Genomic DNA, 13987 nt, shown 5'->3' with positions numbered 1-13987 from the left:
AAACGATTCTTATACTCCAAAAAAAAGGACAGACCTAAGAAGGCTTGTCCTTTTTAATTATGCTTATATCAATCAACTATAAGAAACACTGAAATTGATCACGTTCAGTATCTAGTAATTATTGATTGATAACGTCAACACCTTTTGGTGGCGTAAATTTGAACTGGCTGCTACTGATGCTTGGGTTCAATTTAATGTTGCTAAATTTAATCGAGGTCGTCTGACCCAGAGTATCGTTCAGTACCATCATGACAGGTTTACCGCCACTAAAGCTGATAGATAAGCTCTTGAAGCTAGCACTATCTGATTTTGGATACAGTACATAGTAGTTTTTGTTGTCATACGGCTGAGTGATTTTGAAGTTTTTATCAATTTTACTTGGATCACCTGATAGTAAGAGCGCTGGTGTATTACCAACTTGACTATCGACATTTTGCTTGGTCGCTTGCTCCAAGTCTTTGTCATATATCCACATAGAATTACCGTTAGCAACAATCAATTGCTCTGAAGGCGATTTTGTTTCCCAGCGGAAATTATTTGGACGTTGTACATTCATCGTACCTGAAAAAGTACCACTACTGGCACCTTTAGTTGTCTGACTGAAATTTGCCGTCATACTCTTTGTGTTTGTTAACAATTTATTCAAACGCTTGGCCGCTGTTAAGTTGTCGGCAGGCGCAGCAGTTGCAGATTGAGTCAATGCCATCATAGGTGCTGCCACGCCAAGCGATGTCATCAATACACCTGTTAAAGCGCCACTCATCATTTTTTGTTTTAAAGTTGTCTGTTTAACTGATTGCTTGGTTAATAAAGTCATCATTCATCCTCTCTCAAAATACGTAATTACTTAAAAATAAAATATTCTAATAAAATTTTTGTTTTCTATAATTGTTTAGATGACCAACAAAACGCTGGTATTCATAAACGATGTAGACAGTGTGCCAGTTTTTTTATTACGCGCCTAGTCATGATTTGCAATCATTACTACGGCTGCCATACACACTTGTAACCAGTATAGTCACACTGTGCTAAAGGCTACAGGATATACCTTTGCGCTATTTTATCGCTTTTCTTGCCAAAGAATAGGCAACTCGATAAATACAAAAAGCCCCTACTACCAGATGGCAATAGGAGCTTTTGGTCATTTCAGTAACTCACTCTACGAGTGAATCAAATAAAACGTGCGATTATACGCTTTCAACCGTTACATAACGACGGTTAAATTTACCTTTGGTCGCAAACTTTACAACACCGTCATTCAGTGCAAATAAAGTGTGGTCACGACCCATACCAACGCCTTCACCTGCGTGGAATTCAGTACCACGTTGACGAACGATGATGTTGCCAGCAGTGATGGCTTGGCCACCAAAGATTTTTACGCCTAGCATTTTTGGGTTTGAATCACGACCGTTACGAGTCGAACCGGCAGCTTTTTTATGTGCCATGAGAAAATCTCCTTGTTAATGTGACTTATCGCTAATGCGACAACTCTTAAGCATTTAGTGCGCTGTTTAGCAATGATAGCTAAATAAGTAATTAGGCATTAATGGCTTTGATTTTTAACAAGGTGTACCATTGGCGGTGACCTTGCTCTTTGTGATAATGCTTACGACGGTTGTGCTTGATGATACGGATTTTTTCGCCGCGACCATGCTCAACAACTTCAACTTCTACGCTAGCGCCATCAACAACAGGCTGACCGATTTTGACGTTTTCACCGTCAACAACCATCAACACGTCTTCAAATTTGATTGTTTCGCCTTTTTCTGCTTTTAGTAGTTCAACTTTCAAAAGCTCATCGACAACTACACGGTGCTGTTTACCACCAGTTTTGATTACTGCGTACATTGTATGACTCCGTTTAACCCGTGTGCCGTGGCTGATATCATACCAACGCTTTTACGACGAACACGACAGGGAAAAATTAAAGGCAAGATTTTACGTCTTTTTGCTTAGAAAAGCAAGTAGCGCAGCTTGTCTTTATAATGTAATGACACTAAAAATTCTATCTTATATTAAGGAATAAAATACCGTCTATAAGTATAGCAAACCTGATATCCAGTATAAAAATACGTCATACCATAGCATTCAATAGTGTCACATGCCTAAAGACGGCTATTATAACTCATATAATCAGTTACTTATAGCCTTTTGTTCTTTTATTGCGTTAGCGAATACTTATAATATGCGCAACAAATTCATCTTAAATAGTTAAGTCTATTTTAGCGATTCAGACCCAATTTTTTTAGATAACCAGTTTTATTTTGATAAAAATTTATTGCTTCATTATTAGCGTGCTTTAACCGACAATTTGGATACCGAGCTATGTTATTATAGGTAAAACGTTGCCTTACCGACCATAAAGCCAAGGCTATAAACACTTTCTTTATTCTTATTAATATGACTATTTATTATGACCAGCACTTCTATAACCAGCAACTCTATAAATAATATCTTTTCCAAGCCTCAATCGACACTGAGCTATGCTGATATCCAAAACATTGTGGCCGATGATTTTGAGATTATGGACAAGCAAGTATTCGGTAGTCTAAATTCGAAAGTTCAGCTAGTGATGAGCGTCTCTCAGCATGTTATCGATGCTGGTGGCAAACGTATGCGTCCGCTGATTACTTTGCTATGCGCCCGTATGTTTGATGATGCGCCGTCAGAAAAAGCCATGCATTTGGCGGCAATTACTGAGATGCTGCACACGGCTACTTTGGTTCATGACGATGTGATTGATGAGTCAGGACAGCGCCGTGGTAAGCCAACAGCCAATGCAACATGGGACAATGCCACTGCGGTACTGGTCGGCGATTATTTGATTGCTCGCGCTTTTAATCTACTGGTCGGCTTTCAAAGCTTGCCTTTGTTACAGATTTTTTCAGATGGCACTTGTGATATTGCTGAGGGTGAGGTGTTACAGCTACAACATCAACACAATCCTGCTGCAACGGAAGAAGACTATTTAAGAATTATCGATGGAAAAACGTCACGTCTGTTTATGATGGCCACCCAAGGCGCTGCTATTTTGCAAGGTAAAACAGAGTATCTGCAAGCTTTAGGTGACTTTGGTCAGCACTTTGGCAATGCGTTCCAAATCATTGATGATGTCCTTGATTACAGCGGCGACAGTGCTTTAATGGGTAAAAATTTGGGTGATGACTTGGCAGAAGGCAAACCGACCCTGCCCACTATCAAGGCGCTCGAGTTGCTAAAAAACAGCAATGTTAAAGGCTACGATCAATTACGTGTTGCCGTACAAACAGGCAAAACCCCAAATGCAGAACAGCTTATCGAGTTGGTACGTCATTCAGGCTCGCTGGATTACTGTAAACAACGAGCGCTCGAAGAAACCAAACTAGCACAACAAGCATTAGCGACCTTGCCTGACAATCGTTATCGCAAAGGTCTCTATCAGCTAACTGAATTGGCGAGCGCCCGCTTATTGTAGCTATGTTTGCTTTAACGTTGAGCAGTAGTAGCATGATAAATGTTGTCTCTCAAATACAGCGGTTACGCTATTATTGCTCTAATCAAAATTAATGGTTGCCAAAATTATTTTTTTGTTTACAAAGCTGGTTTACAGAGGTTTTAAGACCTTAATGCTCGTACGGTTTTGCTGTTTTCACAAAATTTTACAATGGGTTTCAATTGAAGATTGTATACCTCCCTAATAGCTGTTAGTAAAGCCAGTGCTTGCGATAGCGATATTTTATTCGCCCTAAAACCCCTCCGTTGTCATTTTTTGTCTCAAATTTTATATTCAATTACTTGACTGTGGGGTTACCCCTATAGTTTATAATTACTCATTAAATTTATCGGTTGAATCTGTAGCTTAGCTACACTTTCGGCATTACAAAGTCTTACGCCAATACTAAACATATATATCTATTGGACACTTTAGTAGGAAATTCCCGCCTATTACGCATCATTGAGAATTAATTAAGCAAAGATAGTATAAGTGCTTGGGGTAAATACTAATTTTAATATTCGATACGCTAAGATTTATTGACAATTTTTTATACTGTCATTCTTTATTTCATACATATTGCCGAGGACATTGATGAAGCACTCTACTCTTGCGCTTGTAATAGCATCTGTACTATCTGGAGCTGTACTTATCGGCTGTGACAAAAACGAGGACGCTGCTGATGAACAAGCCGCACAGCAGCAGATGCCGCCTGCGGTTGTCAACGTGCAGACTGTCACCTTAGAAACCGTTCCTCAAGTACAAACCTTTTCTGGACGTACCGCAGCTTACCAAACGGCTGACGTTCGCCCACAGGTCAACGGTGTCATTGAAGAAGTACTGTTCCGTGAAGGAAGTAACGTTAAAGAAGGCCAACCACTTTACCGTATTAATACCGATAACTATGCGTCTTCTGTCACCAGTGGTCAGGCGGCTGTGCAACAAGCACAAGCCAACTATCAGACAGCACAGGCAAATAACGCCAATGCAAAAGCTGAGCTTGCCAGCCGTCAAGCATCATTGGCGCAAGCGCAAAATGACCTACAGCGCTTAGAGGGCTTAGTAAGCATTGATGCCATCTCAAAGCAGCAGTATGATCAAGCGCAAACGCAAGTACGTACCGCGCAAGCAGCGGTACAAAGCGCTGCCGCAGCTGTCGGACAAACACAAGCGGGCATCGAAAGCGCAAGGGCTGGTATTCAAACGGCTCAGGCGGGTTTAGCGGCGAGTAACTTAGATCTTAACCGTACTATTGTACGTGCGCCACTTACTGGTCGCACAGATCGCTCTAGCGTGACTGCTGGTACATTGGTGAGCGCAGGTCAGGCTGATCCGCTAGTCACTATTTCGCGCTTAGATCCTATTTATGTTGATATCAGTCAGTCCTCATCTGAGCTGTTGAAGCTACGTCAGCAAATATCTGAAGGCAAGGCGCAGCCAGGTATGAACTCAGTTGAGTTGGTATTAGAAGACGGCTCAGTGTATCCAGTACGCGGTAAGCTTGCTTTGTCTGAAGCAAAAGTTGATGAGTCAACAGGCGCTGTCACTTTACGTGCCATTTTCCCGAATAGTAATAATCTGTTGTTACCTGGTATGTATGTAACTGCCCGCTTGACACAAAGCGTGATCAGTAATGCTGCATTGGTTCAGCAAAGTGCGGTAATGCGTACACCTAAAGGGGAAACGCAAGTTTATATCACTGATCAAAACAATAAAATTCAAGTACGTCCAGTAACCATCGATGGTACTTACAATGGACAATGGGTAGTAACGGATGGCTTGCAAGCAGGCGATAAGGTTGTTGTCATTGGTGGCAGTAAGGTCAAACCTGAACAAGAAGTGGTCGTAAAACCGTTAGAAAATGCCAATCCAGTACCTTCTGCACAAAACGCCTCGACTGCCAAAACGCCGCAACAAGCTGCAAAGACAGTGGATAAGAAAACAGCTGGCAATGATAATTCTAGCGAAAAACAAACAGAAGCCGCTGCTCAATAATTCCATTCAAAGATAGGAAGACTTAGGGATATACTATGTCACGTTTTTTTATTAATCGCCCTATTTTTGCATGGGTATTGGCTATCTTGGTCATGCTCATCGGGGTGATATCGGTTATTAATCTACCGATTGAACAGTATCCACGTATTGCGCCACCGACTATTTCAGTCAGTGCAAGCTATCCTGGTGCTAACGCACAAACAGTCGAAAACTCAGTTGTACAGATTATTGAACAACGTATGAAAGGTCTCGACGGGCTTATGTATATGTCGTCATCAAGCTCATCGAATGGTGGTGCTTCTGTCACACTGACCTTTGAAAACGGTACAGATTCTGATACAGCACAGGTGCAAGTACAAAATAAGCTACAGGCCGCTATGAGCTCGCTACCTGAATCGGTACAGCGTCAGGGCGTTAACGTCAATAAATCTTCTAGCAGCTTTTTGATGGTACAGGCTTTCGTCTCTGAAGACGGTAGCATGGACCGCAGTGATATCGCCGATTATGTCAACTCAAATGTCGTTGATCAGATCAGCCGTGTCGAAGGTGTGGGTGAAGTACAGGTGTTTGGCTCAACTTATGCCATGCGCATCTGGTTAGACCCTGCTCGCTTGCGTAGCTATAACATGGTGCCATCTGACGTGGTTACAGCAGTACGTGCGCAGAACGCGCAAGTCTCTGCAGGTCAGCTAGGTCAAGCACCTGCTGATACCGACCAACAAGTTATCAATGCCACCGTTACTGTCCAAAGCTACTTACAAACTCCTGAAGAATTCAGAGACATCTTACTAAAAACCGATGTTTCTGGCGCACAAGTGCGTTTGGGTGATGTTGCCGATGTTGAAATCGGTAGTGAGAACTATAGCGTTATCTCACTGTATAACGGTCAAGAAGCAGCGGGTATTGGTATTTCATTGGCGGGCGGTGCAAACGCACTTGAAACTCGTGAAGCCGTTGGTGCGCGTATGGCAGAGCTGGAATCAAACTTCCCAGCTGGTCTAGTATCCGTTGTTCCATATGACACGACGCCATTTGTTCGTTTATCTATCGAACAAGTTGTGATGACGCTACTTGAAGCCATTGTGCTCGTATTTATCGTCATGTTCATTTTCCTACAGAACTGGCGTGCAACGATTATTCCAACGCTCGCTGTACCTGTAGTCTTACTTGGTACTTTTGCCGTACTCTATGTGGCTGGCTTTAGTATTAACGTACTTACCATGTTTGCAATGGTACTGTCCATTGGTCTACTGGTCGATGATGCCATCGTCGTTGTTGAAAACGTCGAGCGTATCATGGAAGAAGACCCCCATATCTCTGTCATAGATGCCACAACACAGTCGATGGGTGAGATCAGTAAAATCGTTATCGGTATTGCGTTGATTTTATCCGCGGTATTTGTGCCGATGGCCTTCTTTGGTGGTTCAACCGGGGTAATTTATCGTCAGTTCTCTATTACTCTAATTACCAGTATGGTGTTGTCAGCATTAGTGGCGCTTATCTTTACCCCTGCCCTATGTGTGACGTTGCTCAAACGTAGCAAAAGTCATGAAAAAGGCAATAGTGAAGAGCAAAAAGGATTCTTTGGTTGGTTCAACCGCGGCTTCTTTAAGCTTAGTCGCTCATATGAAAACTTTGTTGGTAAAAGTATTCGTTTTAAATGGCTATATCTAATCGGCTATGCAGCCATCATCGGTATCATGGCTGTCGTCTTTTTACGTATTCCAGGCTCGTTTTTACCAGAAGAAGATCAGGGTATTATGTTCACCTTGGTTCAGCTTCCTGCCGGTTCTACACTAAATGAGACGCAGGACGTATTGGATAAAGTCAGCGACTACTATGAAACGCAAGAGACCGATAATATCGCATCCGTCTTTACGATTGCAGGATTTAGTTTTGCGGGTCAAGGGCAAAACATGGGTCTGGCTTTCGTACGCTTGTCAGATTGGGAGAATCGTTCTGGTGCAGAAAACACCGCGCAAAGTGTTGCGGGTCGCGCCATGGGTTACTTCACTACTCAGTTAAATGAGGCACAAGTATTTGCCATTGTACCACCGGCCATTACTGAACTTGGTAACGCCAGTGGCTTTGACTTGATGATTCAGGATACAAGCAACCTTGGACATGAAGGCTTGCTAGAAGCACGTAACATGCTGCTAGGTATGGCAGCGCAAAATGATCAAGTTGCGGGTGTACGTCCGAACGGTCAAGAAGATGCGCCACAGTTGAAAGTGAATATCAACCAAGAGCAAGCCGCCGCTTATGGCTTGTCATTGGCCAATATTAATAGCGTTATCTCTACGGCTTGGGGTTCAAGTTACATCAATGACTTCGTTGATCGTGGACGTATTAAACGCGTTTATGTTCAAGGTGAACCAAGTAGCCGTACTAATCCTGATGATATCGGCAAATGGTATGTACGTAATGATGGCGGCGATATGATCTCATTTGACGCATTCTCCAGTAGTGAATGGGAATCTGGCTCACCACGTCTTACTCGTTATAACAGTCTGCCATCAATGAACATTCAAGGTAGCGCAGCGCCGGGCTTAAGTACTGGTGAAGCAATGAGCGCGATGGAAACTATGATCCAAGATTTGCCTGAAGGTGTGGGTTATGAATGGACGGGTATGTCACTTGAAGAGCAAAAATCAGGTGCACAAGCGCCAATGCTATATGCCCTTTCAATCTTAGTGGTATTCTTATGTCTGGCTGCCCTGTATGAGAGTTGGTCGATTCCGTTCTCAGTACTATTGGTTATTCCTCTTGGGGTATTGGGTGCTGTGATATTTACATTGCTACGCGGGTTTAGTAACGATATTTATTTGCAAGTAGGTCTACTCACCGTGGTTGGTCTATCCGCGAAAAATGCTATTTTGATTATTGAGTTTGCCAAAGAGCACCAAGAGGAAGGGTATAGTCTTACCGAGGCTGTCATGACAGCGGCGCGTCAACGTTTGCGTCCTATTATCATGACCTCGCTTGCCTTTGGACTGGGTGTTGTGCCATTATTCATCGCCACAGGTCCTGGTTCAGGCAGTCAAAATGCCATTGGTACTAGTGTACTTGGTGGGGTTGTTACCGCTACCTTCTTAGGTATATTCTTTATCCCTATGTTCTATATTTGGGTACGTAGTCTGTTCCCGCACAAATATGAGAACAACAAGCCAAACGATAGAGATGGAGGCAATGGTACGCCTGATCCACATAACCCAACGCCTTCTGAGAGTTATCAGCCTGTAAGTTTTGGAGATAATACACAATGAGTGCCCAAAAAACATTTACCATCAACTCAGTCGCGGTAACGAACGTTACTACCGCGACGCAACCCGCTTTATCACGGATCCGCAGAAACAGCAGTCGTATATTAGGTTTAACCGCCTTAGCGATGAGTATGGCTGCTTGTAATACTATCCCAAAAGCTGATACGCGCCCTGTCCTAGCAGAGCCGAATATTCCGATTGGACAAACTTATGGTGCGTTCGACAAGGAAACGGCAAGTACGGCTGAGCAACCCAGTATTGCTAGCCAACGTTGGCAGAATTTTTATAGTGACGATCGTCTAAAAGGCTTGATTGCGTTAGGTCTTGAAAATAACAAAGACTTTGAAAGTGCGCGTCTGGCCATCGAAAAAGCGCGGGCACAATATCAGATTACTGATATCAATGATTTACCAAGTATTGATGGTTCAGCAGGCTATACTCGCCAGCGTCAAAGAAGCGTCACCAGTGATGGCTATAGCGTCAATCTTGGCTTGGCAAACTATGAGCTTGATTTTTGGGGCAAAATCTCTAGTCTAAAAGATCAAGCATTACAGAACTTTTTGGCCACAACAGCGGCTAAAGATGCGACTCAGATCAGTCTTATTAGTAATATTGCACAAAGTTATGCCAATCTAAGCTACAGCTTGGCTCAGCTCAAACTGGCAGAAGCGACGGTTGAAAGCCGTGAGCAATCACTGTTTATTGCGGGTAAACGCTTTGAGGCAGGTATTGATCCAAAACTGCCTTCTTTGCAAGCCAGTGCCTCATTGGAGACCGCCAAACTTGCCGTGTTACGTGCGCAAAGCAGTATCTTGACGTCACGCAACGCGCTACAGTTTTTGGTTGGTGGGCCCATTCCGACCAACTTGATTCCAACGCCTGCCGTTAGCAATATTACCAGTCAGCAAATATTCAATGCTGGCTTGCCAAGTGAGTTGCTACGCTATCGTCCTGATGTATTACAAGCGGAATATAACTTAAAAGCAGCTGGTGCCAATCTGGAAGTCGCACGAGCGTCTTACTTCCCTTCTATCAGTTTGGCAAGCAGTATCGGTGTCAGTAGCGGTAGTTTGGATGACTTGTTCAAAAGCGGCTCAGTTGGTTGGTCGTTTGGCCCAAGTATTAGTGTGCCTATCTTTGACGCTGGTCGTTTAGATGCCAATTATGATGTGGCTAAGATTGAACGTGAACAAACTCTGACAAATTATGAGAGCTCTATTCAAACGGCCTTCCGCGAAGTGTCAGATGTATTGGCAACACGTGCCACACTTGGCGAACAGCTAGAGTCACAATATCGTCTGCAAGATAACTTTGAGCAGACGTATCAAATCGCTGATGCACGCTTTAAAGCGGGTATTGATAACTATCTAGATGTGCTTGATGCGCAGCGCTCGTTGTTCTCAACGCAGCAAGGTATTTTAGATTTGGAATTGCAGAAAATCGTTAGCCAAATTGAGCTATATCAAGTGTTGGGTGGCGGTGCCAATCTAGACGTACCAACGATCATACCAGTACCGCAGCATACCAATTTGGCTCAAGTGCTGACGTTGCCGACCAATACCAATAAAGCAAAAGCCGTCAATGCTATTGATGCAGCTGGCTCAGCACGTGTCGCATCACCGCAAGAAGTGGCTAACATCAAACAAGCGCAAGGCGAAAAAGTCACTACTTTTAAACCTACCGCGGTTGTCGATGTCAATGATGATGGTAAAAAAGAGACAGCTGTAGGTGTGGTGACTAGACAAACCATTCAGAATGAAGACAATGTTGAGCAAGTACCTGTCACACAAATTGCTGAATAATGTCCATAATCGCTTACTCTTACAAGGTTAATATATCTTCATATTAACCATTGCTAAATACAATCAGCCCTACCGACTTGGTGGGGTTTTTTGCTTTTGTCACCCTCTATTGGGTATAGTAGTGGCACTATAATATACGCTCAATAAAATGCTGTACCGCTTACTGAGTTGTTTAAATGAGGCCGTTTATTTAAGACCATCATTTTAATATTACGATAGCAGTGACTGATAATTAAATAAGGAAAAATCATGACTTATACTTTTAATCGCCAATTTCCTGAAACTCGCTTACGTCGCTTGCGTTATAACGACAACGTTCGAGCGATGATTCGTGAAGTTGAGCTACATCCTAAACATTTTATTGCCCCTGTTTTTGTATTAGAAGGCACCAATCAACGCGAAGCCATTGCAAGCATGCCAGGAGTTGAGCGCTTGTCCATCGATTTGCTCATCGACTATACCAAGGAGTTGTTGGCTGAAGGCGTGACGACAATTGATATCTTCCCTGTCGTTGATAACTCACTAAAAACCCCTGATGGCAAGGCAGCTTATGATGAAGACGGCCTTGCTGCACGCGCGGTCAAAGCCGTCAAAGACGCCGTGCCAGAAATGGTCGTCATGACTGATGTGGCATTAGATCCGTACACGTCACATGGTCAAGATGGCTTACTTGATGACAGCGGTTATGTCGTCAATGATGCAACCGTTGAGGTGTTGGTCAAGCAAGCTTTGGTACACGCTCGTGCTGGTGCTGATATTATCTCTCCTAGCGATATGATGGATGGTCGCATCAGAGCCATGCGTCATGCTTTTGAAGCAGAAGGCTTTGCCAATACCGCTATCATGGCCTACTCAGCCAAATATGCATCCGCTTACTATGGTCCATTCCGTGATGCCGTTGGTAGTGCTGGCAATCTAAAAGGCGGACATAAAAAACAGTACCAAATGGACTTTGGTAATCGTGCTGAAGCCTTGCATGAAGTGGCAATGGATATCAATGAAGGTGCTGACATGGTGATGATTAAACCAGGTCAGCCGTATTTGGATTTGATCCGCGAAGTAAAAAACACATTTGGTATACCGACATTTGCTTATCAAGTCTCTGGTGAATACGCCATGCACATGGCCGCCATTCAAAATGGTTGGCTAAGCGACGCCGTTATTTTGGAGTCTTTGATTGGTTTCCGCCGTGCGGGCGCTGATGGCATCTTAACGTATTTTGCCTTAGAAGCGGCCAGACAGTTAAATAACGCTTAGCTTTTAGACGTACTTTTATGATTTTTGAAGGCATTGCGCCAGCTGACTGAGATCAGCTGGCGCATTCATTATTGAGCTGATTTAACCAAACAAAATCAATCCACTTATTCGGCCAATTTTAGACACCCAATGGGTTTTGGCTTAGATATAGTCGATTTACTTTAAAACCGATACAGTGCTACTGAGATGGATTTTGCGCAGCCTCTGTTTAGCAGCACGCAAGGAAAGTTCATACCAGTAGCATGTGACTATTCACGTATCTATTTTATTTCGAGCCAACTATATTACAAACGCGCACGATCATGCGGTTCATTGAAGTTCAAAGCAGGGCCCACTGGTATGATACGGGTAGGATTGATATTGGCATGGCTGGTGTAATAGTGCGTCTTGATATGCGTCATATTGACTGTCTCTGCCACACCTGATACCTGATACAACTCACGTAAATACCCCCAAAGGTTTGGATAGTCAACGATACGGCGTATATTACACTTAAAATGCCCAACATAAACGGCATCGAAACGAACCAATGTGGTAAATAAACGCCAGTCAGCTTCTGTTAAAATATCACCTATTAAATAACGACGCTCTGCTAAACGTGCCTCTAAGGTATCTAGCGCATCAAACAGCTCATTTACTGGCTCTTCGTAAGCTTCTTGAGTGGTTGCAAATCCTGCTTTATACACCCCATTGTTTACTGCAGAATAGACAAACGCATTGATCTCATCGATTTCTGCCAACAACTCTGATGGTAAAAAGTTACCTTCTGCTGCCCCTACTTCGTCAAAGGCTGAGTTAAACATACGAATAATTTCAGCAGACTCGTTACTTACGATAGTATTTGTTTGCTTGTCCCATAGAACAGGAACCGTCACGCGGCCTGTATAATCTGACTTGGCAGCCGTATAAATCTCATATAAGTAGTCGGCGTCAAATAACGGATCAGCAACGACGCCCTTACCTTCTGCAAACGTCCATCCTTTGTCGCCCATAAATGGGTGCACCACAGACATCGAAATCATGTCCTCTAAACCTTTTAACTGGCGGTAAATGGTGGTTCGGTGTGCCCAAGGACAAGCCAAAGACACATATAAATGATAACGGTTGGCTTCGGCCTTGAAACCGCCTTTACCTGAGAGCCCTGCGCTACCATCGGCGGTTACCCAATTTCGAAAACCTGAGTCTTCACGTTTAAAGCGTCCACCATTGGCATCTGTGTCATACCATTTGTCCTGCCATTGACCATCGACTAATAAGCCCATTTTTTTCTCCTATATATTTTAATTTTATTTATTAACTGTGTGTCTTTATCACTCTTTGATACTCATGGTAACACTTCTATATGGTGCTGCCATTCAAGTGTGTTATTGCTCGCAACATTGTATCAAAATCAGGTCATGGCTATTGTTTTAGTAAGTATGAGGGTGCTAATGAGACTATTTTCTTAGTATTTTGATTATAATTTGATATTGGTATAAAAAAGACTTGCAAAGTCTTCAAAACTTGCTAAAATGCTCAACCTAAATAGGCGTATAGCTCAGTTGGTTAGAGCGCTACCTTGACATGGTAGAGGTCGTTGGTTCGAATCCGATTACGCCTACCAGATTCGAAAAGCCCCAATCTTAAGATTGGGGCTTTTTTTTGTCCGTGAAATATGGGCTGTAGCGGAAAAGGAAACTATACGTCGATTCAAATTACCTCTTTTCTCACTTTCAGCAAACATCATCAAAAAACGTGTGTGCCCAAATTGTGCCTAAGTTGCGCCTGCTATCTATTTCGCCTTTCTTTCAGAGTAGCACTTTTGACCTCTACCCTAAACTATCTAAAGCAATCTCAAAATTGATTTACTTCTCTTTATCTAGCGACTCGTTAGGTACATAAGTAAATAAATCACCTACTTCAATATCTAGTGCCTCACAAATTTTATCCATAGTGTCAAAATCTATTCTTGAAGTCTGTTCGTTATAGATCTTGTGCACTGTCGACTTACTAATTCCTGTCATCCTTATTAGATCTGCCACCTTCATACGTCGTTCAGCTAGTAGCACTGGTAAATTACATAAAATCATTAATAATTCCTTAATAGACTAAAAAAGTACTTGCATCAACTAACAATAGCTAGTAAAGTACTTCTATCGAACAACAAATTACTTTTATAAAACTATTTGTTATCTCGATAAAACAACCTAGTTATTTAA

General features: G+C 42.8%; 10 protein-coding genes and 1 tRNA gene. 6 read left to right on the top strand and 5 right to left on the bottom strand.

What is annotated here, in order from left to right; genetic code table 11:
- Positions 1-118: 118 nt before the first annotated feature.
- The 3 genes from lolA to rplU form a co-directional block, all read right to left on the bottom strand.
- A complete protein-coding gene (gene lolA / locus CIK80_RS11925; RefSeq protein WP_095570177.1) occupies positions 119-817 on the bottom strand; it encodes an outer membrane lipoprotein chaperone LolA in 699 nt (232 codons plus the stop codon).
- Between the two features lie 370 nt (positions 818-1187).
- A complete protein-coding gene (rpmA, locus tag CIK80_RS11920; RefSeq protein ID WP_062845086.1) occupies positions 1188-1445 on the bottom strand; it encodes a 50S ribosomal protein L27 in 258 nt (85 codons plus the stop codon).
- A gap of 91 nt (positions 1446-1536) precedes the next feature.
- Positions 1537-1848 (bottom strand): 50S ribosomal protein L21, encoded by a 312-nt coding sequence (gene rplU, locus CIK80_RS11915; RefSeq protein WP_062845087.1) that lies wholly within the window; start codon positions 1846-1848, stop codon positions 1537-1539.
- A gap of 676 nt (positions 1849-2524) precedes the next feature.
- Here rplU and CIK80_RS11910 point away from each other — a divergent pair.
- The 5 genes from CIK80_RS11910 (at position 2525) to hemB (ending at position 11789) form a co-directional block, all read left to right on the top strand.
- The gene (locus tag CIK80_RS11910; protein ID WP_218830336.1) at positions 2525-3454 is read left to right on the top strand and encodes a polyprenyl synthetase family protein; all 930 of its coding nucleotides are present in this window, start codon (positions 2525-2527) and stop codon (positions 3452-3454) included.
- 612 nt (positions 3455-4066) lie between these two features.
- Positions 4067-5467: an efflux RND transporter periplasmic adaptor subunit gene (locus CIK80_RS11905; RefSeq protein ID WP_095570175.1), complete on the top strand. Its 1401-nt coding sequence runs from the start codon at positions 4067-4069 to the stop codon at positions 5465-5467.
- 35 nt (positions 5468-5502) lie between these two features.
- Positions 5503-8733 carry an efflux RND transporter permease subunit gene (locus CIK80_RS11900; protein WP_062845090.1) on the top strand — a complete coding sequence of 1077 codons (3231 nt, stop codon included), beginning with the start codon at positions 5503-5505 and terminating at the stop codon, positions 8731-8733.
- The gene (locus tag CIK80_RS11895) at positions 8730-10532 is read left to right on the top strand and encodes an efflux transporter outer membrane subunit (protein ID WP_095570174.1); all 1803 of its coding nucleotides are present in this window, start codon (positions 8730-8732) and stop codon (positions 10530-10532) included. Before CIK80_RS11900 ends, CIK80_RS11895 begins: the two co-directional genes overlap by 4 nt.
- 249 nt (positions 10533-10781) lie before the next feature.
- On the top strand, positions 10782-11789 hold the full coding sequence (hemB, locus tag CIK80_RS11890) for a porphobilinogen synthase (protein ID WP_095570173.1): 1008 nt from the start codon (positions 10782-10784) through the stop codon (positions 11787-11789).
- Positions 11790-12073: 284 nt separating this feature from the next.
- Here hemB and CIK80_RS11885 read toward each other — a convergent pair whose 3' ends face one another.
- Positions 12074-13051, bottom strand: a complete 978-nt coding sequence (locus tag CIK80_RS11885) for a glutathione S-transferase family protein (RefSeq protein WP_095570172.1) — start codon at positions 13049-13051, stop codon at positions 12074-12076.
- A gap of 264 nt (positions 13052-13315) precedes the next feature.
- On the opposite strand from CIK80_RS11885, the gene CIK80_RS11880 reads away from it, so the two are divergent.
- A tRNA-Val gene (locus CIK80_RS11880) sits at positions 13316-13392 on the top strand.
- Positions 13393-13633: 241 nt separating this feature from the next.
- Here CIK80_RS11880 and CIK80_RS11875 read toward each other — a convergent pair.
- On the bottom strand, positions 13634-13858 hold the full coding sequence (locus CIK80_RS11875) for a helix-turn-helix transcriptional regulator (protein ID WP_095570171.1): 225 nt from the start codon (positions 13856-13858) through the stop codon (positions 13634-13636).
- Positions 13859-13987: the final 129 nt, after the last annotated feature.

This window comes from Psychrobacter sp. JB193 (genome assembly GCF_002285555.1).
Taxonomy (GTDB): domain Bacteria; phylum Pseudomonadota; class Gammaproteobacteria; order Pseudomonadales; family Moraxellaceae; genus Psychrobacter; species Psychrobacter alimentarius.
The sequence above is the reverse complement of the archived record's forward strand: the minus strand, read 5'-3'. Positions and strand labels throughout refer to the sequence as shown.